This window comes from Cysteiniphilum sp. (assembly GCF_057495195.1).
In genome coordinates this window covers 1-19,548 of sequence record NZ_JBXTEF010000049.1, presented here as the reverse complement: position 1 = coordinate 19,548, position 19,548 = coordinate 1, and the positions used below count along the sequence as shown (strand labels likewise).

The 19,548-nt window shown below is 40.4% G+C and carries 19 protein-coding genes; 14 read left to right on the top strand and 5 right to left on the bottom strand.

All coding sequences use genetic code 11. The annotated features are described in order from the left end of the window. Window positions 1–284: 284 nt before the first annotated feature. Genes ACY10D_RS04585 through ACY10D_RS04575 form a run of 3 tightly spaced genes read left to right on the top strand, consistent with a single transcriptional unit; the run spans window position 285 to window position 4,047 of the window. Window positions 285–1,355 (top strand): recombination-associated protein RdgC, encoded by a 1,071-nt coding sequence (locus tag ACY10D_RS04585; protein WP_486999594.1) that lies wholly within the window; start codon window positions 285–287, stop codon window positions 1,353–1,355. Window positions 1,356–1,384: 29 nt separating this feature from the next. After that, entirely contained in the window at window positions 1,385–2,767 is a 1,383-nt protein-coding gene (dnaB, locus tag ACY10D_RS04580; RefSeq protein WP_486999596.1) for a replicative DNA helicase, read from the top strand. 56 nt (window positions 2,768–2,823) lie between these two features. Continuing rightward, entirely contained in the window at window positions 2,824–4,047 is a 1,224-nt protein-coding gene (locus ACY10D_RS04575; protein ID WP_486999593.1) for an aminotransferase class V-fold PLP-dependent enzyme, read from the top strand. 112 nt (window positions 4,048–4,159) lie between these two features. On the opposite strand, the gene typA is transcribed toward ACY10D_RS04575, so the two are convergent. Further along, entirely contained in the window at window positions 4,160–5,977 is a 1,818-nt protein-coding gene (typA, locus tag ACY10D_RS04570) for a translational GTPase TypA (RefSeq protein ID WP_486999592.1), read from the bottom strand. A gap of 448 nt (window positions 5,978–6,425) precedes the next feature. Between typA and lptB the strand changes: the two genes are divergently transcribed. The 5 genes from lptB to ald all read left to right on the top strand — a co-directional run bounded on the left by lptB (window position 6,426) and on the right by ald (window position 11,473). After that, window positions 6,426–7,163 (top strand): LPS export ABC transporter ATP-binding protein, encoded by a 738-nt coding sequence (gene lptB / locus ACY10D_RS04565; RefSeq protein WP_486999591.1) that lies wholly within the window; start codon window positions 6,426–6,428, stop codon window positions 7,161–7,163. Between the two features lie 45 nt (window positions 7,164–7,208). Beyond that, the gene (gene rsmH, locus ACY10D_RS04560; RefSeq protein ID WP_486999590.1) at window positions 7,209–8,135 is read left to right on the top strand and encodes a 16S rRNA (cytosine(1402)-N(4))-methyltransferase RsmH; all 927 of its coding nucleotides are present in this window, start codon (window positions 7,209–7,211) and stop codon (window positions 8,133–8,135) included. Between the two features lies 1 nt (window position 8,136). Further along, window positions 8,137–8,463 carry a cell division protein FtsL gene (gene ftsL / locus ACY10D_RS04555; protein WP_486999589.1) on the top strand — a complete coding sequence of 109 codons (327 nt, stop codon included), beginning with the start codon at window positions 8,137–8,139 and terminating at the stop codon, window positions 8,461–8,463. Beyond that, the gene (locus tag ACY10D_RS04550; protein WP_486999588.1) at window positions 8,456–10,144 is read left to right on the top strand and encodes a peptidoglycan D,D-transpeptidase FtsI family protein; all 1,689 of its coding nucleotides are present in this window, start codon (window positions 8,456–8,458) and stop codon (window positions 10,142–10,144) included. The genes ftsL and ACY10D_RS04550 overlap by 8 nt, the downstream gene beginning before the upstream one ends. A gap of 189 nt (window positions 10,145–10,333) precedes the next feature. Next, complete coding sequence (ald, locus tag ACY10D_RS04545) at window positions 10,334–11,473, top strand: alanine dehydrogenase (RefSeq protein ID WP_486999587.1); 1,140 nt, start codon at window positions 10,334–10,336, stop codon at window positions 11,471–11,473. Here ald and ACY10D_RS04540 read toward each other — a convergent pair. From ACY10D_RS04540 to ACY10D_RS04525, 4 genes are read right to left on the bottom strand one after another with little or no spacing between them, the layout of a single operon-like run. Next, window positions 11,441–11,920 carry a Fur family transcriptional regulator gene (locus ACY10D_RS04540; RefSeq protein WP_486999586.1) on the bottom strand — a complete coding sequence of 160 codons (480 nt, stop codon included), beginning with the start codon at window positions 11,918–11,920 and terminating at the stop codon, window positions 11,441–11,443. The two genes, ald and ACY10D_RS04540, sit on opposite strands and share 33 nt — an antisense overlap. Window positions 11,921–11,922: 2 nt before the next feature. After that, on the bottom strand, window positions 11,923–12,699 hold the full coding sequence (locus tag ACY10D_RS04535; protein ID WP_151192750.1) for a metal ABC transporter permease: 777 nt from the start codon (window positions 12,697–12,699) through the stop codon (window positions 11,923–11,925). 4 nt (window positions 12,700–12,703) lie between these two features. After that, window positions 12,704–13,399: a metal ABC transporter ATP-binding protein gene (locus ACY10D_RS04530; protein WP_486999595.1), complete on the bottom strand. Its 696-nt coding sequence runs from the start codon at window positions 13,397–13,399 to the stop codon at window positions 12,704–12,706. Window positions 13,400–13,415: 16 nt separating this feature from the next. Then, window positions 13,416–14,435, bottom strand: coding sequence for a metal ABC transporter solute-binding protein, Zn/Mn family (locus ACY10D_RS04525; protein WP_486999585.1), 1,020 nt, complete (start codon window positions 14,433–14,435; stop codon window positions 13,416–13,418). A 305-nt stretch (window positions 14,436–14,740) separates the two neighbouring features. Between ACY10D_RS04525 and rpsB the strand changes: the two genes are divergently transcribed. From rpsB to ACY10D_RS04495, 6 genes are all read left to right on the top strand, one after another. Continuing rightward, window positions 14,741–15,466: a 30S ribosomal protein S2 gene (gene rpsB, locus ACY10D_RS04520; RefSeq protein ID WP_117001591.1), complete on the top strand. Its 726-nt coding sequence runs from the start codon at window positions 14,741–14,743 to the stop codon at window positions 15,464–15,466. 230 nt (window positions 15,467–15,696) lie between these two features. Beyond that, the gene (tsf, locus tag ACY10D_RS04515; RefSeq protein WP_486999584.1) at window positions 15,697–16,569 is read left to right on the top strand and encodes a translation elongation factor Ts; all 873 of its coding nucleotides are present in this window, start codon (window positions 15,697–15,699) and stop codon (window positions 16,567–16,569) included. Window positions 16,570–16,574: 5 nt separating this feature from the next. Then, window positions 16,575–17,291: a UMP kinase gene (gene pyrH, locus ACY10D_RS04510; RefSeq protein ID WP_486999583.1), complete on the top strand. Its 717-nt coding sequence runs from the start codon at window positions 16,575–16,577 to the stop codon at window positions 17,289–17,291. 12 nt (window positions 17,292–17,303) lie between these two features. Continuing rightward, complete coding sequence (gene frr / locus ACY10D_RS04505) at window positions 17,304–17,861, top strand: ribosome recycling factor (protein ID WP_486999582.1); 558 nt, start codon at window positions 17,304–17,306, stop codon at window positions 17,859–17,861. A gap of 6 nt (window positions 17,862–17,867) precedes the next feature. Further along, complete coding sequence (uppS, locus tag ACY10D_RS04500) at window positions 17,868–18,608, top strand: polyprenyl diphosphate synthase (protein ID WP_486999581.1); 741 nt, start codon at window positions 17,868–17,870, stop codon at window positions 18,606–18,608. Then, window positions 18,605–19,405 (top strand): phosphatidate cytidylyltransferase, encoded by an 801-nt coding sequence (locus ACY10D_RS04495; RefSeq protein ID WP_486999580.1) that lies wholly within the window; start codon window positions 18,605–18,607, stop codon window positions 19,403–19,405. The genes uppS and ACY10D_RS04495 overlap by 4 nt, the downstream gene beginning before the upstream one ends. Window positions 19,406–19,548 lie beyond the last annotated feature (143 nt).

Below are 19,548 nucleotides of genomic sequence, written 5' to 3'. Positions count from 1 at the left end.
ACAGTGGTATTTAAGTAACCTTCAATTAATTACTGGAGTTACAAAAAACTATGATTTTATAAACACCCCGTCAGCCTACGGCTGCCACCCCTCTTGAAAAGAGGGGAATTTGGCAAGGGTTGATTTTTATTCCCCTCTTTGCAAGAGGGATGCCGAGCCTGCGAGGCGGGGTGTTGAAATAGAAAAAGTGTGTAACCTCGGTCAATTATGTGAAGTTGATTGATGTAGAACTCATAAGGCGCTTAATGACAACGGCGCTTTTTTAATGAATAAAGGTAATAATTATGTGGTTTAAAAATTTAGCATTGTTTCAATTTACAGAAAACTTTACAGTCAGTGCCGAAGCGCTTGAAAAACAATTAGCCGAGCATGCATTTAGTCCGTGCTCAACAAGTGCGCCAATATCAATGGGCTGGGTATCACCTATGGCGCAAGATATGCCATTAGTGCACGCAGCCTCGGGCTTTATGATGGTGTCATTCAAAATCCAGGAAAAAATGGTGCCAGCGGGTGTTATCAAAGAAGTCTTGGATGAAAAAGTTGAAGAAATTGAGCTAAGAGAATCGCGTAAAGTCAAAAAGAAAGAAAAAGATACGTTAAAAGAAGAAATCTATCAAAGCTTATTACCACGCGCCTTTACGCGCAATACTGTGATTAATGCTTATATTGATACGCAAGCAGGGTGGCTTATTGTCAACGCCTCATCTGCTAAAAAGGCGGAGACATTAACTGTTAATTTACGTAAGGCATTAGGGAGTTTAAAAATTCGCATTCCTGAAGTGTTGCCAGTTTCTATGCTTCTGACACAATGGCTTAAAACCAATGAATATCCGCAAGATCTAACCATTGAAGATCAATGTGTATTACAAGATAACAAAGATGCCTCTGGTATTATCCGCTGTCAGCGCCAGAATCTATTTACCGATGATATTTTGTCATTGATTGACTCTGGACGCGAGGTTATTCAACTGGGACTATCATGGCAGGATCAGTTGAGTTTTGTTATCAATGATGAGTTTATGTTGAAATCACTGAAGTTTTTAGAAGTGGTACAAGACAAAGCCAATGATATTGTTTCCGAAACTAAACAAGAACGTTTTGATGCTGACTTTATTATCATGGCCGAAACCTTGCGTGAATTTATTGATTTTATTATGCAGATTTTTGCTAAAGAGGCGCAAGAGATTGATGTTTCTGATACAACAAATACAGTGACTAATATGAGTCCGGTTGAAAATGGCGAAGAAATAAGTCAAGCACATGATGAAGATGATGCGCCATGGAAAGAGAATGAAGCAACAGATGATACACTTGATACTTCAGTTGGCATATCAGTTGATCATCAAAACCAGTAATGTGATATTGTATGCATCCAAATGAAGTAATGTCTTTAAATAGTCAGCTTGAGAATATCAAGCGACCACCATCCTCAATCGATGCTGAGCGTTCGGTCATTGGTGGGCTGATATTGGATAATGAGGCATGGTTTAAGATTGAAGAAATCTTGCGACCTGATGACTTTTACAGTACCCAACATCGCATTGTTTTTCGCCAAATGCAAAAGCTTATTAAAGATGAGTCGCCTTTTGATATCATTACTTTAAGCGATTCATTATCAAATGAGAAACTGTTAGAACAAGCAGGCGGACTGCATTATTTAGCGGAAATTGCCAAAAATACGCCAACGGCTGCTAATGTTGTTGCCTATGCTGAAATTGTTAAAGAGCGCTCAAAATTACGCGTACTGTTAAATACGGCAACCGATATTGCCAATATGGTTTATGTGCCAGAAGGGCGTAAAGCCGAAGATATCTTAGATGTAGCTGAGCAGAAAATTCTATCTATTGCTGAGAGTGATACTCAGCGCAATGATGGGCCTAAGTCCGTGCGCGATATTATTCCTAATGTGATTGATCGCATTGATGCAATGATGGAAGCAAGTGATGGTATTACCGGTATCTCCAGTGGCTTTACCGACTTGGATGAGCTAACTTCAGGCTTGCATCCGGCGAATTTAGTGATTGTTGCCGGACGCCCGTCAATGGGTAAAACAACCTTTGCCATGAACTTGGCTGAGAATGTTGCCAGAGGTGCTGAGAAGCCCGTGCTTGTCTTTAGTTTAGAGATGCCTTCAGAAGATATTGTGCTTAGAATGATTTCATCTCTTGGCCGTGTTGAGCAAAATGCACTAAGAAATGGTCGCCTAGAAGATGAACATTGGGCAAAGATCACAACGGCAATGGAAGTGTTATCCAAAGATTTTAATATGCATATTGATGATAGTGCGGGTTTATCCCCTGCTGATATGCGTTCACGTGCACGTAAACTCTATAAAGAGCAGGGTGGTTTGAGCATGATTGTTGTCGATTATTTGCAGTTGATGAAGGTGCCAGGTTATGAAAACAACCGTACTCAAGAGGTCTCAGAAATCTCTCGTGCTTTGAAGTCTCTTGCCAAAGAGTTGAATGTCCCTGTCGTTGCATTATCACAGCTTAATCGTGGTGTTGATGATCGTGCTGATAAGCGCCCTATGATGTCAGATCTGCGTGAATCTGGTGCGATTGAACAAGACGCTGATGTGATTATGTTTGTTTATCGCGATGAGGTTTATCATAAGGATAAGGAAGACAATAAAGGACTCGGTGAAATTATTATCGGTAAGCAACGTAATGGTCCAATTGGCAGTATTAAAGTACACTTTGAAGGGCGCTTCTGTCGTTTTGCTGATTTAACCTTCGAGCAAAGTGTGCCGTTTGGGGTGCATTAAATTTTTTTTTGGCATAGAATGATGAGGTTGATTAACTACAGTAACAGAGCATTCTAGTGTTAGATATACAAAAAATTCGTCAGGACTTTCCTTTTTTAAAGCAAACGATTCATGGTAAGCCGGTGGTGTTTTTGGACACGGGTGCATCAGCGCAAAAGCCAAATATTGTCATTGATGCGGTCAAAGATAGCTATACCAATGATTATGCCAATGTCCATCGTGGCGTGTATTATTTGAGTGACCAAGCAACAGAGAAATACGAAGGCACGCGTAAAATTGTGCAGCACTTTATTGGTGCGCAAAAGAGTCAAGAGATTATCTTTACCAAGGGCACGACTGAATCGATTAATCTGGTGGCAAGCTCGTTATTGGATCAGTATTTTAATGTCGGTGATGAGATTATCATTACCGAGATGGAGCATCATGCCAATATTGTGCCATGGCAGTTGATGAGTCAACATAAATCATTGAGCATTAAATATATACCCGTAACCGATAAAGGTGAGCTTGATTTATCTGTATTACCCACGCTGTTAACAGATAAGACAAAACTTATCTCATTAACGCATTGTTCAAATGTATTAGGTACTATTAATCCGATTAAAGAAATTATTCAAAATATTCGCAAAACGCATCCTGATATTGCTATTGTGATTGATGGTGCGCAGTCTGTTGTACATCAAAAAATTGATGTGGTTGATTTGGATTGCGATTTCTTTGCCTTTTCCTCGCATAAACTCTATGGAACCACAGGTGTTGGTGTGTTATATGCCAAAGAGAAATGGCATAAATTAATGTCTCCTTATCAAGGCGGCGGTGATATGATCAAGCTTGTGACAATGAATGAGACGACATTCGCTGATCCGCCGTATAAATTTGAAGCCGGAACCCCCGATATTATCGGCGTGATTGGTTTATCTAAAGCGATTGAATATGTGCAAAGTATTGGGCTTTGTAACATTAAAGCACATGAAGAAGAGTTACTTCACTATGCCACAGAAAAATTACAAAGTATCCCGGGACTTAGAATATTAGGCCAAAGTGCACATAAAGCGGCAGTTATTACGTTTGTCATTGATGGCTTTCATGCGAATGACTTGGGTACATTACTGGACTTATCTGGCGTGTGTGTTCGTACAGGGCACCATTGCGCACAACCGTTATTGCAGCGTTATAACGTGCCATCCACGGTACGTGCATCATTTGGTATTTATAATACGAAAGAAGATGTTGATATGTTGGTTGAAGGACTGCATAAAGCGATTAAGATGTTGTCTTAAATTTTGCAGTAAATTGTTTAATATACGCGATTTAAGTTTAAGCGTGCCCTGAGCAAAGTCGAAGGGCATGCACAGATAAGTGGCTTCGACTAACGCTTAGCCAATGAGTTGATTATTCTTTTGAACGTGAATGACGCTTACGATCTGATTCAGTTAGCATTTTCTTGCGTAGACGGATTGATTTTGGTGTGATCTCAACGAGCTCATCATCTTCGATAAACTCTAATGCATACTCAAGAGTTACTTTGATTGGTGTCGTTAAGACGATACTTTCATCTTTGCCAGAGGCACGTACATTGGTCAGCTGCTTACCTTTACATGGATTAACAGTTAAATCATTATCGCGTGAATTAATACCGATAATCATCCCTTCATAGACCTCAATACCATGGCCAATAAATAGCTTGCCACGTTCTTGCAGGTTAAATAAAGCAAAGGCCAATGCTTTGCCTGCACAGTTTGAAATTAAAGTACCATTTAAACGTGATTCAATAATTCCCTTTTTCATCGGACCATAATGATCAAAGATCTTATTAATAATGCCAGTACCTGAGGTAATGGTTAAAAATTCAGTATAAAAACCAATTAAACCGCGCGATGGAATGACAAACTCTAAGCGTACACGACCTTTGCCGTCTGGCTCCATATTTCTTAGCTCACCTTGACGTAGACCCATTTTCTCCATCACAGAGCCTTGATATTGCTCATCAACATCAATAATGGCTTGTTCATAGGGCTCACACATTTCACCATCAATTTCTTTAAAGATCACATGTGGGCGAGATACAGCGATTTCAAAACCTTCACGACGCATGTTCTCAAGTAGGATAGATAAGTGAAGCTCACCACGGCCAGAAACTTTGAATTTATCAGGGTCATCTAGTTGTTCCACACGAAGGGCAACGTTGTGTAAAAGCTCTTTTTCCAAACGATCTTTGATTTGCCGAGAGGTGACAAATTTACCTTCGCGACCGGCAAATGGTGAATTGTTAACTTGGAAAGTCATCGAAATCGTTGGCTCATCAACGGATAACGGAGGAAGCGCTTCAACGCAATCTAATGCACAAATGGTGTCAGAAATATTGATTCCCTCAATACCGGTGATGCAGACAATGTCTCCGGCGGATGCTTCAGGCACTTCAACACGTTCAAGTCCCATATGTCCTAATACTTGTAATACACGACCTTGTCTTGTATTACCGTTTTTATCAATAATACTTACCGGTGTATTGGTTTTGATCTTGCCACGTTTGATGCGACCAATACCAATAGTGCCAACAAAGCTTGAATAATCTAATGATGAGATCTGCATTTGAAATGCACCCTCTTGATCGACTTCAGGAGGTGATACACACTCAACAATCGTTTCAAATAGCGCATTCATATTGTCGGTAATATTATTTTCATCCATTGTCGCAAAGCCGTTTAATGCCGATGTGTAGACAACAGGGAAATCAAGCTGCTCATCAGTGGCCCCTAAGCGATCAAATAAGTCAAAGACTTGATCCATTACCCAATCAGGGCGCGCACCTGGGCGGTCAATTTTGTTAATGACGACAATAGGCTTTAAGCCACGGGCAAATGCTTTTTCAGTAACAAAGCGTGTTTGCGGCATCGGACCATCAACGGCATCTGCTAAAAGAAGTACCGAGTCAACCATTGACATTACGCGCTCTACCTCACCGCCGAAGTCAGCATGTCCTGGTGTGTCGACGATGTTGATACGATAGTCATTCCATTTAATAGCGGTATTTTTGGCAAGAATGGTAATGCCACGCTCTTTTTCTAAGTCGTTGGAGTCCATCACGCGCTCAACATCAGCGCCACGCGTTTGTAAAGTGCCTGATTGTTGTAATAGCTTATCAACCAGTGTTGTTTTTCCATGGTCAACGTGTGCAATAATCGCGATATTACGTAAATTTTCGATCATAAAATTATATTCTTTAGAGTTATCGTAAATTGATTAGTGATTGTACGGTCACATTTAAAATACGCAATGTTTTTTTGTGAGATTTACATGTCATCGGGCAAATAATTTGTTCTATGAAGTTGCGCATTTGAATGTTTGAACTTGGTAGGTCAGCGGTGACTATTCTGAGATATGCTGATGCATTGTTCTTTACACAGTGTTATATCCAGAATAAGCTAAGACATGATTTTGCCATTTTACATCGCAATCATGGCATTCCACTTGTATGTGTAATTATCCCTCATATATTAGCGCAAACCCTCCATGCTTTCTTATCTGACACTGGTAAAAAAACTTGAATATAAAGATCTATGTGATTAGGATGTCTAGCAGATTGTGGGCTTATTAAAATAATCTCTTTATTAAAGTGGCCTCATATAACCTAATCATCATAAGTTAAGAAAGTAATATGACAGAGCAAAAACATAAGTTGGTGGCAACACATCTGGGCAAAGCATATCGCTCACGTTGGGTTGTTGCTGATGTTTCCATGGAGGTCAATACCGGTGAAATTGTTGGGCTCTTGGGGCCAAATGGCGCTGGCAAAACAACGTCATTCTATATGATTGTCGGATTGGTTCGACCTAATCGTGGCACAGTTATTTTGGATGGTCAGGACATTACTAAGCTGCCGATTCACTGGCGTGCACGTCAAGGTATTGGTTATTTGCCGCAAGAGGCCTCGGTTTTTAGGAAATTAAGCGTTGAGAAAAATATCATGGCGATCTTGGAGACAAGACGAGAGCTTTCCAAAGAGCAGCGCCAAGATGAACTGGAATCATTGTTAGATGAGTTTAGTATTCAGCATATTCGCAATAGTCTGGGGATGAGTTTGTCCGGTGGTGAGCGTCGTCGTGTTGAGATTGCCCGCGCTTTGGCGATGTCGCCGCGCTTTATCTTGTTGGATGAGCCTTTTGCCGGTGTTGATCCGATTTCAGTGATTGATATTAAGAAGATTATTACGCATCTGAAAAACCGTGGCATTGGCGTGTTGATTACTGATCATAATGTGCGTGAAACCTTGGATATTTGTGAGCGTGCTTATATTGTTAATGCCGGCAAGATGATTGCCTCAGGCAAACCACGTGAGATTTTAAGTAACGAACAGGTGCGTAAGGTCTATCTTGGTGAACAATTTAGGATGTAAATTGCACAGAAAGTCATATGAATTTATGTAAATGGAAACAAATTAATGCACTATTCCGTATTACTTAATGAATCGATTGCCGCACTTGCGATTAAGACAGATGGTATCTATGTTGATGGCACATTTGGTCGCGGTGGACATTCACGTCAAATTTTAGCAGGCTTAACAACTGGTAAATTAATTGCATTTGATCGCGATCTTGAGGCAATAGAGTATGCCAGAGTGCATTTTAAAACTGAGATTGAGAGTGGCAAACTGCTGCTGGTGCATGCCCCATTTTCCACAATGACTCATGCGTTAACTGAGCTTGGATTTGCAGGCGAAGTTGATAGTGTGCTGTTGGACTTAGGCGTGTCGTCACCACAGTTGGATGTGGCTGAGCGTGGTTTTAGCTTTATGAAAGATGGTCCGCTAGATATGCGTATGGATCAAACCAAAGGACTTTCGGCAGAGGATATTCTGATAAGTTATGATGCTGAAAATCTAGCACGTATTTTTCGTGAATATGGCGAGGAAAAGCATGCTTGGCGCATCGCTCAAGCGATAAAAGCAGCACTTGCGAAAGGAGATATTCTTGATCGCACTTTAAAACTGGCATCATTGATTGAAAAAACGATTGGTAAAAAGGAAAAAAAACATCCTGCGACACGTTGTTTTCAAGCGCTTAGAATCTGTGTGAATGCAGAGCTTGATGAAGTAAGCACAACATTGAATGATGCTTTTGCAACACTTAAACCATCAGGGCATTTGGTTGTGATTAGCTTTCATTCATTAGAAGATAGAATCGTTAAGCAGTTTATGACCAAACTGGTCAAAGGCGAGGATAAAAAATTGCCACGTGGTATGCCAATCTTGGAAGAGTTTGTGCCCAAAGCCAAGTGGTGTGTCAAACAAGGTAAAGCATCTACCAAAGAGCTCGAAGAAAACGTGCGCTCACGTAGTGCGATATTACGTGCTGTCGAGAGGTTATGATATGACACGATCTGAAGTGCGTAGCAAGCTATTTATCTCTTTTGTCAAAAGTACGTTTAATGCGCGAGTGCTCATTGCTTTTTTGCTGTGTGTGACGCTTATTATCTCGGCATTTATGGTGGTGATTGTGAAGTATCATTATAAAGTGGCATTGGACAAAGAGCAGAAGCTGATGTATCAGCAAGAGGATTTACGTGATCAATGGACGCAAATTTTGATTGAGCATAGTACCTTGGCATCGCCCTCACATGTTGAGGAAGTTGCCAAGAAGAATGATATGCGCCTCCCCAGTGTCAAAGAAACAAAAGTGATTCAAAGTAATGCGTAAGATCAAACTAAGTTGGCGTTACTATTTTATTTTATTAGTCATTGTTTGTGTATTGGGTTTATTGATTTATAAGCTCACCCATATGCAAACGGTAGAGCATGCCAAGCTTAAAAAAGAAGGGGATAATCGCTCAGAGCGTACCTTAACGACAACGGCTTATCGCGGCATGATTAGTGATCGCAACGGTAAACCACTGGCGATTAGCACACCTGTGGATTCGATTTGGGTCAATCCGTATTACATTGCAAGCGATGACCCAGGTTTACGTAAAATTCTTAATATGCTGGAATTAGACAAAACGCAACAAGCAACAATTATTGCACGCATCAAAGCACGCGAAGGGCGCCATGGTTTTGTTTATCTCAAGCGTCAAGCGTCACCATTTATCGCGCAACAAATTAAAAGCCTAGATGTCAAGGGTGTAAACATTGAGCGTGAATTTAAGCGCTTTTATCCCGATGCGGAGGTGATGGCGCATGTTGTTGGATTTACTAATATCGATGATCAAGGGCAAGAAGGCATTGAGTTGGAATATGACAAATACCTCACAGGTAAGGACGGCACTCGCTCAATTCATAAGGATTTGAAAGGTGGTGTTGCACGTAAAAACGATGATGACACCGAAGTCAAACATGGGTCTGATATTAGTTTAAGTATTGATCGCAAGCTGCAGTATATCGCTTATAAGTATATAAAAGAGGGTGTGATCAATAATCATGCGGAAGCCGGATCCGCAATAGTGATGGATGTTAAAACCGGTGAAGTCTTAGCAATGGTTAATTACCCTTCATATAATCCAAATAATATGCAAGATGCAACACCGGAGAAACGTCGCAACCGTGTATTGACAGATGTCTATGAACCAGGCTCAGTGATGAAGCCATTTGCTGCTATTGCCGGGATGGAGTCAGGGCAATATGATGTTGATACGATCGTTGATACTTCGCCTGGCTATTACAAACTCAATGGGCGTACGGTCAGAGATTTTCGTAATTATGGCGAGATGGATTTGCGCCACATCTTAATGAAATCATCAAACGTCGGTATTTCGCGTATTATCTTATCAATTGATGCTAATGCTTTGGGTGATACCTTGCGTAAATTTGGTTTTGGGCAAGTGACTAAAATTGGTTTCCCTGGTGAGCGCTCAGGTTATGTGCCCAGTCCACATAAGTGGGGAGATTTCCCGTTGGCTACTTTATCCTTTGGGTATGGTATGAATGCAACAGCTTTACAGATTGCAACAGCTTATAGTGCAATTGCCAATGGTGGTAAGTTAATTCCACCAACTTTGTTGAAACGCAATAAAAAAGAAGACATAGAAGCCTTCCAGATTATTAATAGTGACATTGCGGCAAAAGTAGTTGATATGTTAACTTCCGTAGTTGAAGGGCTAGGAGGAACAGCTTCTAAAGCACGTGTACCACGCTATCATGTTGCCGGTAAAACGGGAACGGTACGCAAAGCAATTGCAGGAGGCTACGCATCCGATAGTTATATGGCAACATTTGTCGGTATTGCACCATCATCGAATCCACGCATTGTCACTGTGGTGGTGATTGATGACCCGAAAGGGGAAGCATATGGCGGGGGTTCGGCAGCAGCGCCAATTTTTGCACAAATCACAGAACATGTTTTAAGAGTGATGGGTGTACCTGCCGATAAACTCAAAAAAGCATGATTATTCAATTAGTTGTAAAATTTATCCAAAATTGCTAGTTAATGTTTGGTTTTTGTTGTCTTGCTTGTTATATTCCGCCTGAATTATTTTTAGATGTTACAAAAAACAGCTGAAAAAACCAAAAACTGAAGAATTTAAAATGCAAGTAAAACGAGTAAAACTAAAAAATAACCGTGGAGGAAATAGCCAATGATCGTGGGAATCCCTAAAGAGATTAAAAATCATGAATACCGTGTTGGTCTGACACCAGGTAATGTTGCTGAATTTGTTCATCATGGACATACGGTGCTTGTTGAACATCACGCAGGGGAAGCGATTGGTTTTACCAATGAAGATTATGTTGAAGCAGGTGCGACAATTATTCAAACACCGGCAGAGATTTTCTCTAAAGCGGATATGATTATTAAAGTCAAAGAGCCACAACCAAATGAGTGCAAGATGTTGCGCGAAGGGCAGTTGCTATTTACTTATTTACATTTAGCGCCAGATCCATTGCAAACTCAGCTGCTTTTAGAGTCTAAATGTACAGCGATTGCTTATGAGATGGTGACTGACAAAAATGGGCGTTTGCCATTATTAACACCAATGAGTGAGGTGGCAGGTCGTCTATCAGTGCAAGCTGGTGCGCATTGTTTAGAGAAAGCGCAAGGCGGTAGTGGGTTGTTACTAGGTGGTGTGCCAGGTGTTCCTGCAGCGAATGTTGTTGTTATTGGCGGTGGTGTTGTTGGTTTAAATGCGATTCGTATGGCGATTGGTATGGAGGCGCATGTGACTATACTTGATAAGTCTTTAGACCGTTTGCGTGAGCTAGATGATTATTTTGGACCTAAGTTAAACTGTATTTATGCAACCAAAGATAATTTGCAAAAATATGTACAGGAAGCCGATTTAGTCATCGGTGCGGTCCTTGTACCAGGGGCTGCGGCACCTAAGCTTGTGACTAAAGAGATGATTAAGTCGATGAAAAAAGGCTCTGTTGTTGTTGACGTCGCCATTGATCAAGGTGGCTGCTTTGAAACCTCTAAGCCGACGACACATCAAGATCCAACATATGTTGTTGATGATGTGGTGCATTATTGTGTTGCAAATATGCCAGGCGCTGTAGCCAGAACATCAACGGTAGCATTAAATAATGCAACCTTGACCTTTGCTTTAGAGTTGGCAAATAAAGGCTATCAAAAAGCGGTTACTGATAATGTGCATCTTGAGCATGGTTTAAGTGTGCATAATGGCATGCTCACTTCACTACCGGTTGCCCAAGCACTTAATATCGTATATGTTACACCAAAAGAAGCATTAGCTAAGAGTGCCAACGCAGTCACGGCATAAGCCTGTTATCTCAATGGTATGAGCAGCAATCTGAAAGCCGCTTTCTTGTGCCAATTTTTCTAATGTTTTATCAAGCAACTCATGATGCAGCTCAGTTTTTTGACCGCATGTATTGCAAATCAAAAGCTGACACATTTTTTTCTCAGGATGGCAGCATAAACTGTAGCGATTACTGGTATGTAGTTTATGAATGAGTGCAGATTGCTGTAGGAAGTCCAAGACGCGATAAATTGACATAATATTATAGCGCTTAGTTGCCTTATCTCCTGTCGTCGTTATCTCAATTGTCTGTGCTTTATTTATTAGATTAAGTAGCTCATAAGCGCTAATTGGTGATGATTGATCAATAAAAATAGTAAGCACTTCTTTGCGTAAGCACGTAAGCTTAATATTGTGTTGTAGGCAAAATTTTTCAATTTTAGCTAAAGCGTTTTTGGTAGAGCTCATGACTATCTCACCATTAACTGTTTGATAAGACCAATAGCGTAGACTGCACAAATGATCATGGTAATACAGAAACTTGCGGGCAAGTTGGCGTAAAAGGCAAGGCAAAGTGCACCCCAAACACTGCCAAGGGAGATCATAATGCTCAGTAGCATGCCTTGATAAAAGCCATCACTCCATTGAAATGCACAAGCAGCAGGGCCGATGAGTAATGCAAATACCAATAGCACCCCAACAATTTGGCATGCCATGGTCACGGTTAATGCCAGAATGATAAAGAAGATAACAGAAAGAAGTTTATTAGGGATGTTTTTAGCACGCGCCAGAAGGGGATCAATCGAGGTGAAAAATAGTGCTCTTGAGATAAAGAGTAATATGGCAATGATAATAAGCGCCATGATAATCAGTGTGATGATTTGCTCCATTGACACCGTTAAGATATTGCCAAACAAGATAGACATAATCGAGCCTGAGTAACCGGTTTGATAAAGATATAAGAAATAAGCACCAAGACCTAAGAAGAAGGTTAATACAATGCCAACGGCAAGGTCATTCTTTTTGATTTTATCCCCCATAGCACCCATGATACTTGCGGCAATAATGTTAGCAATCAGTTGTCCGTTCATTGCTGAGATGCCAATTAATACAGCGCCTGCTGCTCCTGTGAGGCTGATATGCCCCAAGCCATGAGCGGCAAAAGCAGCTTTACGTAGCACAACAAAGAAGCTTACGATGCCGCAGATGATGGCAATTAAAGTGCCAGCAATAAAGGCGTTTTGCATAAAGCTATAAGATAACACTGCGATCCTCCTTTAAGCATGGCAGTTTTTGGCAAAGATGCACGTGTTGATTTTTGAAGTGAATAAAGTTATCCAACTCATGCGCAATTTCATGCATATCATGTGAGATAATCAAAAGGGTTATATTTTGTTTGGCATGAATGGTTTTAAGTGCTTGGATAAAGTCTTGTTTGGCTTGAGGGTCAAGATCCGATAAAGGCTCATCAAGCAGCAATAATTTGGGATTATTAATTAAGGCTTGCGCAAGATAAATGCGCTTTTTTTGTCCACCTGAAAGGGTTTCAAAGGGCTTCTTTGCATAGTGTAGAGCACCGACAAGCTCTAAAATGGCGTGCGCTTTTTGCTCAATACCTTTGCCAAAAGCAGGTAATCCAAGTTTATCAGCATTGAAACTAGACTTGATCAATGTTAAAGCTGAGATATTTGGGTTAAGGTTAAGCTCACGTTCTTGCGGGATGTAACTAATCAATCGATTGTTTTTGCCGATTGTCTGCGAGAAAAGTGTTAGGTTGCCAGAAATAGGTGGTTCAAAGCCTAGAATAGTTTTAAGAAAAGTGGATTTACCTGTACCGTTCTCACCAACGATCCCTAGCCATTGGTTTTGATAAATCGTCAGATCAAAAGGTTTGCATAAAGGTGCTTGAGCTGAATGGCCAATGACAAGGTCTTTGCATTGGATGATGATTGTGTCATGCATATTATTGATGAAGGTTTGTTAAAGGATTGTCTTCTTTAACTGTTTCTTTGGCCTCTTTGGCGTTTACCTTTGTTGTATCGCTACTTATTTGAGGCGTTGCTTTCACAGTAGATGTTTTGCTGCTGTTATGTTCTGTAGCAGTTGCTTTCTCCAGTGCTTTTTGTGTATCACTAAGATTGGCTTTAAGCCAAGTGATTACATTATCATTTTGTGGCATGGTTTCGCTAACGCCAACATAAGGAATGTTATTCTCTTTGGCAAGACTTAGAATGTTTTCAGTGACATTATCATGTACTTGCTGGTTATAAAAAAGTACTTTGACGGTGCGTTTTTTAAATAAGTTTTGATAGTCAGCGAGCATTTTTGGTGAAGCTTCAGCGTCGTTCATTACCGTCCATTGGAATTTTTGTCCGAGCATGGTTAGCCCTAGTGCATCCGCCATATAGCCAAAGACGGGCTCTGTGGCAGTTACCTTGGTGCCGGCAAAGCGTGCTTTGATATCATTGATTTGACTATAAACAGTTTGATAGCGTTTATCAAAGGTTTGATAGTTTAATTCAAAGGTCTTTTTATGGTCAGGTTCGATTTGGCTAAATACTTCCGTAAGCTTTTTAGCAAGCGTTGGGAAAGTATTGGGATTGTACCATAGATGTGGATTGTCACCACTTTTGGCATTCATTAAAGTTGCCACATCAATAATGGCCACTTTATTGTTGTTTGATTGTGCGTTTAATAACTGCTTCATCCAGGGGTCGTAATCCGCACCATTATAAATAATGACTTGCGCGTCATTAATTGCCACGGCAGTATTAGCAGAGGTAGTAAATAAATGTGGATCAGCATCAGGATTGTTGATGATGCTGTTGGTTTTCACATAATCCCCGCCAATTAGGCTTGCGACATTGGCATAGAAGTTTTCAGCAGCTACGACTTTGATATCAGCGTATGAACTGCTAATGAATGCGAGAAAGCCTGTAGCAGCTAATGCGATTCGTTTGCTATTTCTGTAGAGGGTAGACATACAATCGTTCCTTAAGATGGTAAATGTTTCATTGTTAACGTTATCCTGCAAAACGTTATAATATATCATTTTTTATTTTTGGCAATGCTTAAGTTTTTATCTGGCAGAGATCATTGATTTATGCTAGAATCCGCCTCGCATTTTGTCAGTAATATCTATCTGCAATTACTTTTGCTGTTAGTTTTGGCTTAATGTTTATGTAAAACAACAAGAAACCACACGTTACTCGACACGCTTTTAGGGTGCCTTTAAAAAGGGTTTAAAAGTGGGAGTAATGGCGGAATAACCCAATAGTTGGAGAAAATATGTCTTTAATGAAAGAAATGTTACAAGCTGGTGTTCACTACGGTCACCAAAAGAGATTCTGGAATCCAAAAATGAGCGAATTCATTTTTGGTATTAATCACGGTATTCACATTATTAACTTAGAAAAGACAGTGCCTTTGTTTCAAGATGCTGTTAATTTTGTTGGTAAAGCCGCGTCTAAAAACGGCAAGATTTTATTCGTTGGTACTAAGCGTCAAGCACAAGAAGTGATTGCTGAAGAAGCATCACGTTGTGGTATGCCATATGTTAACCACCGTTGGTTAGGTGGTATGTTGACGAACTATAAAACAATTCGTCAATCAATTAAGCGTTTACGTGATCTTGAAAAAATGCAAGAAGACGGCACGTTTGAACGTATGACAAAGAAAGAAGCGTTACAAAACTCACGTGAAATCGAGAAGTTAGAAAAAGCGCTAGGCGGCATCAAAGAAATGGGTGGTTTGCCAGATGTTTTAGTCATTATCGATAGTAAAGAAGAGCATATCGCGATTGAAGAAGCTAAGCGCTTAGGTATTCCTGTTGTTGCTGTTGTTGATAGTAACTCAAGTCCTGATGATATTGATTATGTTATCCCTGGTAATGATGATGCAGTTAAAGCAATTCGTTTTTACTTAAGCAAATTTGCTGATGCAATCATTGATGCAAAACAAGCATCACATATTGCAGAAGAAAAAACAGCAGACGTTTCTGAAGAAGAAGCTTAATTAACTGAAGTTACGCACTTGAAGAAAAGCTATGATTTTATAAACACCCCGTCAGCCTGCGGCTGCCACCCCTCTTGCAAAGAGGGGAATTGGGCGACGGTGATTTTAATTCCCCTCTTTGCAAGAGGGGTGCCGAGCCTGCGAGGCGGGGTGTTGAAGTAGCAAAAGGTCGTAACTCAGCAATTAATAAGTTTATATTTTAAAAGTATTAACAAGAAGGAATCTAATCAATGGCGACTATTAGCGCACAATTAGTAAAAGAGCTTCGTGAGCGCACAGGTGCGGGCATGATGGAGTGTAAAAAAGCATTAACTCAAACTGGTGGCGATATCGAAAAAGCAGTTGAAGAAATGCGTAAATCAGGTGCGGCAAAAGCAGATAAAAAAGCATCTCGTGTTGCTGCTGAAGGCGTTATCGTAATGTCACAATCTGCAAACAAAGCGGTAATTGTTGAGATCAATTCAGAGACTGACTTCGTTGCACGTGATGAGAACTTTAAGAAGTTTGCTGATGAAGTAGTTGCTGCAGTTGCTAACTCAAATGCAAAAACACTTGAAGAAGTACTTGCTTTAACTTTAGCAAGTGGCCAGAGCGTCGAAGAAGCGCGTAAGAGCCTGATTGCTAAAATCGGTGAAAACATCAATGTACGTCGTATTGATGCACTTGAAGGTGAAACGGTTGGTGTGTATAGCCATGGTGGTCGTATTGGTGTGATCGTCGCAATGAATGGTGGTAATGAAGACTTAGCAAAAGATGTTGCTATGCATATTGCTGCTTCAAACCCAATTGTTGTATCACAAGATCAAGTGCCAGAAGAGATCGTTGCGAAAGAGAAAGAAATATTTGTCGCTCAAGCACGTGAAAGTGGCAAGCCTGATGAGATTATCGAGAAGATGATCACAGGGCGCATTCGCAAGTTCTTGGATGAGCAAAGCTTAGTTGGTCAACCGTTTGTTAAAAACCCTGATCAAAAAGTTTCAGATCTATTGAAAGCAAATAATGCAACAGTAACTGGCTTTATTCGTTTTGGTGTTGGTGAAGGCATCGAAAAAGAAGAGACTGACTTCGCAGCTGAAGTGATGAGCCAAGTTCAAGGAGCATAATTAATATGTCACACCTGACACTTAAGCGTGTTTTAATCAAATTAAGCGGTGAAACGCTATCAACGGATGGCTTTGGTATCCAAGTATCAGCGGCTCAAGGTGTTGTAAATGATATAAAAGAAGCCTTAAGTTCAGGTGTGCAATTGGCTATAGTCATCGGCGGAGGCAATATCCTAAGAGGTGGTCGTGCTAATTTTCAAAACCAAATTGAAAGAAGTACGGCTGATACCATGGGTATGCTTGCGACGATGATTAATGCATTGGCGTTATCAGATATACTAACGCACGCAGGTATTGACAATGAAGTGCTATCCTCGCGCGGCATTGATGGTGTGCTAGAGTGCACCAATCCAAAACGTGCAAAACGTTATTTAAATGAAGGCAAAGTGGTTATTTTTGCTGGTGGCACAGGTAACCCCTTTGTGACAACCGATACCACTGCAACGCTTCGTGCGATTGAAATCGATGCGGATGCCATTTTAAAAGTAACGACTGTCGATGGTGTTTATGATAAAGATCCAAATAAACATGATGATGCGGTTAGATTTGACAGTTTGAGTTTTAATGAAACGCTCAAGCGTGAATTGGCAGTAATGGATTTGGGTTCGTTTGTACAGGCACGTGATTTTAATGTCCCTATTTGTGTATTTAATGTAAATAATTCAGGCGCGCTGTTACGTGTGCTTCAAGGCAAAAGAGAAGGCACTTGGATTAGAGACTAGGAGAAACTCATTATGATTAAAGAGATTTTAGCGGATGCTAAAGACCGTATGGAAAAAAGTTTAGAGAGTTTACGTCATGATTTGGCAAAGATCAGAACAGGACGTGCTCATCCTGACTTATTGGCGCATGTAACGATTGATTACTATGGCATTGAAACACCGATTTCACAAGCCGCTAATATTACGGTTTTGGATGCGCGCACGTTGGGTATTACGCCATGGGAAAAAGGCCTAGCTTCAAAAATTGAAAAAGCAATTTTGATGTCTGATCTAGGGCTTAATCCAGCAAATATGGGTGATAGCTTACGTATCCCAATGCCAGCATTAAATGAAGAGCGTCGTAAAGAAATGGTTAAATTAGTGCGTTCGGAGGCGGAAAAAGGGCGTGTAGCGATTCGTAATATTCGTCGTGATGCAAACTCTGATATCAAAGACTTATTAAAAGAGAAAGAAATCTCTGAAGATGAAGCAAAAAAAGGCGAAGAAAACATTCAAAAATTGACCAATGATATGATTGCGAAGGCAGATGTTATTGTTCAAGAAAAAGAACAAGATTTAATGGAAATCTAGTGCTATATGCCAAATGATAACATGCCCAAGCATGTTGCGATTATCATGGATGGTAATGGGCGTTGGGCAAAGAAGAGACTTTTTCCACGAACAGCAGGACATAAAGCTGCAGTTAAAAGCGTGCGTGCTACGATTGAATTCGCTGTTGAGAAAAACATTCAAATATTAACACTTTTTGCTTTTGGGCGTGAGAACTGGTTGCGGCCACAAGAGGAAGTCAACACGCTGATGACGCTATTTTCAGAAGTGCTTGTTAATGAAGTGGCGATGATGCAGGATAATAATGTACGATTACATGTTGTCGGTGATCGTAGCCGTCTATCTAATGAGGTCATTCATAATATCAGCAATGCTGAAAAAGAAACAGCGCATTGTACCGGACTGCAATTGAATGTTGCGATTGATTATAGTGGTCAATGGGAAGTGTTGACGGCTGCTAAAAAGCTATTACAACAACTGCAAAGTGGCGTATTGAAGGTTGATGAAATTGATCAAATTAGCCAAGAAGATTTTAATGCATGCTTGATTAAAGAAATTCAAACGCCTGTTGATTTATTGATTCGTACCAGTGGTGAAAAACGGATTAGCAATTTTATGATTTGGCAGTTGTCATATGCTGAGTTATACTTTTGCGACAAGTATTGGCCTGATTTTTCAAAAAAAGATTTTAAGTTGGCGCTAGATGAATATCAAAAGCGTACAAGACGCTTTGGCAAAACGGATGAGCAAATGAAGGGGAAAGTGTGAAGGAAAGAATCATTACTGGAGTTATCTTAGGTCTTATCGTGTTATGGGCGATCTTTCGCTTAAGTGATACGATTTTTGATACGGCAGTGGCAATTATCTTATTGTTTGCTGCATGGGAATGGGCTGCTTTTGCTAATGCAAAAACATTGCCTAAACGTATTCTTTATTTGGTTGCGACGCTTGTTTTAGTTTATCTGTCGCAATTCTTTAGATTGCCTGTGTTGGTATTATCCTGTGTTTTCTGGGTTTTTGCATTTTACTTAATTCTACGCTACCCAAAGATTAAATTTAATTCGTTATCTAATGGCGTGCGCTATCTCATCGGTTTTTTTGTGATTGTACCGCTGTGGGTGTCAATCTCGTTACTGCATCAACAAAAACCATCATTTCTATTGCTAATGATGTTGGTCGTGACACTTGCTGATAGTGGTGCTTATTTTGTAGGACGTCAATATGGCAAAAAGAAACTGGCATCGGTGATTAGCCCTAAGAAAACGATAGAAGGCTTAGTGGGAGGTGTGATATTTGGTGGGCTCGCGGGTGTTGTTTGTGCGCTTATTATTAGTCACAGTCGCTATGAGCAAACCATTTTGATTATCCTATCTTTTGTGATTGTGTTAATCGCACTATTGGGTGATCTTTTTGAAAGTATGATCAAACGCGAATGCGGTGTTAAAGACAGTGGTAAGATCTTGCCAGGACATGGTGGTGTTTTAGATCGTATGGATAGTTTGTTCTCAAGCTTGCCGGTGTTTGTTTTAGTGTTGTTAGCATTTGGACTGTTAAGCTTACATTAAAGACCCATATTTTTTATCGAGAAATTAGGCTATGACCATATTTCTGTCCACTTTGACTATGTAAGCGTTGGCTAAGCATAAGTCAAAGCCGCTATGAGCGTGTGATTTTCCAAAGTGTACCCACTTCGACTGATGCTCAGTGC

Excerpts from the sequence above, each read along its gene's own strand:
- ald (WP_486999587.1), top strand. The coding sequence starts at position 10,334 with ATGATCGTGGGAATCCCTAAAGAGATTAAAAATCATGAATACCGTGTT.
- ACY10D_RS04525 (WP_486999585.1), bottom strand. The coding sequence starts at position 14,435 with ATGTCTACCCTCTACAGAAATAGCAAACGAATCGCATTAGCTGCTACA.
- ftsL (WP_486999589.1), top strand. The coding sequence starts at position 8,137 with ATGACACGATCTGAAGTGCGTAGCAAGCTATTTATCTCTTTTGTCAAA.
- ACY10D_RS04535 (WP_151192750.1), bottom strand. The coding sequence starts at position 12,699 with ATGCAAAACGCCTTTATTGCTGGCACTTTAATTGCCATCATCTGCGGC.
- ACY10D_RS04540 (WP_486999586.1), bottom strand. The coding sequence starts at position 11,920 with ATGAGCTCTACCAAAAACGCTTTAGCTAAAATTGAAAAATTTTGCCTA.
- pyrH (WP_486999583.1), top strand. The coding sequence starts at position 16,575 with ATGTCACACCTGACACTTAAGCGTGTTTTAATCAAATTAAGCGGTGAA.
- tsf (WP_486999584.1), top strand. The coding sequence starts at position 15,697 with ATGGCGACTATTAGCGCACAATTAGTAAAAGAGCTTCGTGAGCGCACA.
- uppS (WP_486999581.1), top strand. The coding sequence starts at position 17,868 with ATGCCAAATGATAACATGCCCAAGCATGTTGCGATTATCATGGATGGT.
- frr (WP_486999582.1), top strand. The coding sequence starts at position 17,304 with ATGATTAAAGAGATTTTAGCGGATGCTAAAGACCGTATGGAAAAAAGT.
- lptB (WP_486999591.1), top strand. The coding sequence starts at position 6,426 with ATGACAGAGCAAAAACATAAGTTGGTGGCAACACATCTGGGCAAAGCA.
- dnaB (WP_486999596.1), top strand. The coding sequence starts at position 1,385 with ATGTCTTTAAATAGTCAGCTTGAGAATATCAAGCGACCACCATCCTCA.
- typA (WP_486999592.1), bottom strand. The coding sequence starts at position 5,977 with ATGATCGAAAATTTACGTAATATCGCGATTATTGCACACGTTGACCAT.
- rpsB (WP_117001591.1), top strand. The coding sequence starts at position 14,741 with ATGTCTTTAATGAAAGAAATGTTACAAGCTGGTGTTCACTACGGTCAC.
- ACY10D_RS04585 (WP_486999594.1), top strand. The coding sequence starts at position 285 with ATGTGGTTTAAAAATTTAGCATTGTTTCAATTTACAGAAAACTTTACA.
- rsmH (WP_486999590.1), top strand. The coding sequence starts at position 7,209 with ATGCACTATTCCGTATTACTTAATGAATCGATTGCCGCACTTGCGATT.
- ACY10D_RS04550 (WP_486999588.1), top strand. The coding sequence starts at position 8,456 with ATGCGTAAGATCAAACTAAGTTGGCGTTACTATTTTATTTTATTAGTC.